Origin of the sequence: Undibacterium sp. TJN25 (genome assembly GCF_049339885.1) — a bacterium.
GTDB lineage: Bacteria > Pseudomonadota > Gammaproteobacteria > Burkholderiales > Burkholderiaceae_D > Undibacterium.
Genome location: NZ_JBMPPM010000030.1, coordinates 1 through 2,223 on the forward strand (window position 1 = coordinate 1; position 2,223 = coordinate 2,223).

Annotated in this window: 2 protein-coding genes; both read left to right on the plus strand. The window is 54.3% G+C overall.

Translation table 11 applies throughout. The features are described 5' to 3' along the window. Positions 1–1,285: IS21 family transposase (gene istA, locus ACO0LO_RS28935; protein WP_422969999.1), on the plus strand; the 1,285-nt coding region annotated here is incomplete at its 5' end. After that, positions 1,275–2,051 (plus strand): IS21-like element helper ATPase IstB, encoded by a 777-nt coding sequence (gene istB, locus ACO0LO_RS28940; protein ID WP_422970001.1) that lies wholly within the window; start codon positions 1,275–1,277, stop codon positions 2,049–2,051. The genes istA and istB, both read left to right, overlap by 11 nt. Positions 2,052–2,223 lie beyond the last annotated feature (172 nt).

Consider the following 2,223-nt stretch of genomic DNA (forward strand, 5'->3'; position numbering starts at 1 on the left):
CCTGAAACAACTGCACTTGGATCTAAGGGAATTGGGATTCGAGGGGTCGTACGACCGGGTGGCAGCCTTCGCCAGGCAGTGGAAGGTGGATCAAACTGACCGGGTCAATTCAGCGAGCAAAAGAACATACGTTCCCTTGTCTTTCGCTCCGGGCGAGGCATTTCAGTTCGATTGGAGCGAAGACTGGGCCGTGATCGGCGGTGAGCGGACCAAGCTCCAAATCGCCCATTTCAAGCTGAGTAACAGTCGGGCGTTTTATCTTCGTGCGTACCTGCTGCAGACGCATGAGATGCTGTTTGACGCCCATCACCACGCCTTTGTCCATCTGGGTGGAATTCCCCGTCGTGGCATCTACGACAATATGAAAACAGCAGTCGACAAGGTCAGGACAGGCAAGGACCGTGACGTCAATCTCCGCTTCACGGCCATGGTCAGTCACTACCTGTTCGACGCGGAGTTCTGCAATCCATCGTCAGGCTGGGAAAAAGGCCAGGTCGAGAAAAACGTCCGAGACAGCCGACACCGGATCTGGCAAAAGATCGAGCCGATGGACTCGCTGGACGCCTTGAATGAATGGCTGACACAGGAATGCTCCAGGCTGTGGAAGCAGATCCAGCACCCGGAGGCCGATATCACGGTTTTCGAGGCCTGGGAAATGGAGCGCCCTCATCTGATGCCGAATGGCAGACCCTTTGACGGGTTCGTAGAGCACACCAAACGGGTATCACCCACCTGCCTGGTGACTTTCGAAAGAAATCGCTACAGCGTGCCCGCGTCATTTGCCAATCGACCTATCAGCCTGCGCGTCTATGCCGCCAGGCTGGTGTTCGTGGCAGAGGGCAAAGTCATTGCCGAGCATGACCGGAATATCACCAGGGATCACGGACCGGGACACACGATCTTCAACTGGCGCCACTACCTGGCCGTATTGCAGCGAAAGCCCGGGGCGCTACGAAATGGCGCCCCGTTTACCGAGCTGCCAGACGAGTTCAAACGCCTGCAAGCGATCCTGATGAAGCGCCCAGGAGGCGACCGTGAGATGGTCGACGTCCTGGCGCTGGTGATGTTCCATGATGAGAAAGCTGTCTTGTCCGCGGTCGAGCAGGCTCTGGAGGGCGGCGCCCCCTCCAAGCAAACCATCCTCAACGTCCTCAGTCGGCTAATCGAAGGAACTCCTCCGCCAAGAATAGACACACCACAAGCGCTGACCCTGAAAATCGAACCCAAGGCCGACATCGGCCGTTATGACCAACTGAGAAATAGGAAATTAGACAATGCAGCATGAGGCCATGTTAGAGATGTTCAAGAATTTAAAATTGAGAGGAATGGCACAGGCGCTGGAGGATATGGCCAACCAGGACTCGCCGGCATTCCAGGCAGCAGTTCCCGTCATTGCCGGCCTGTTGAAAGCCGAGACTGCAGAGCGTGAAGTTCGCTCTCTGGCCTACCAGATGAAAGTGGCAAAGTTTCCCGCTTACCGGGACTTGAGCGGCTTTGACTTTGGTTGCAGTGAGGTCGACGAGTCCCTGGTTCGGCAATTGCACCGTTGCGAGTTCCTGCAGTCGGTCAACAATATTGTTCTCGTGGGCGGCCCCGGAACGGGAAAGACGCATATAGCCACAGCGATTGGAACCCAGGCCATTGAGCAGCATGACTGCCGAGTGCGTTACTTCTCGACAGTGGAGCTGGTCAATATGCTGGAAATCGAGAAGCAGCAGGGAAAAGCCGGCCAACTGGCACTTCGATTGCTTTACACCGACCTGGTGATCCTCGACGAGCTTGGCTATCTTCCATTTAGTCAATCTGGCGGGGCGCTGCTATTCCACCTGATTAACAAGCTTTACGAGAGAACCAGTCTGATCATTACGACCAATTTGGGTTTCTCGGAGTGGGGATCGGTGTTTGGAGACGCTAAAATGACGACAGCATTGCTTGATCGACTCACCCATCACTGTCATATAATCGAGACTGGGAACGATAGCTATCGATTCAAGAACAGTTCGACCCAGATAACCACCAAGGAGAAAAATACCAGACTAGCCTCAACCTAACCCGTAAAAGAAGTAAAAACGAGTGGGTCAGAATTTGATGCAAACGTGGACTGAACCCCTTGGGCTGGACCAATCGGGTTTCCAGATTTAAGCCGCTTGCCGAGCGAGTTGTGCTTCGAATTTATTGGGTGATTGATAGCCTAGCGCCGAATGCATTCGCCGTTCGTTATAA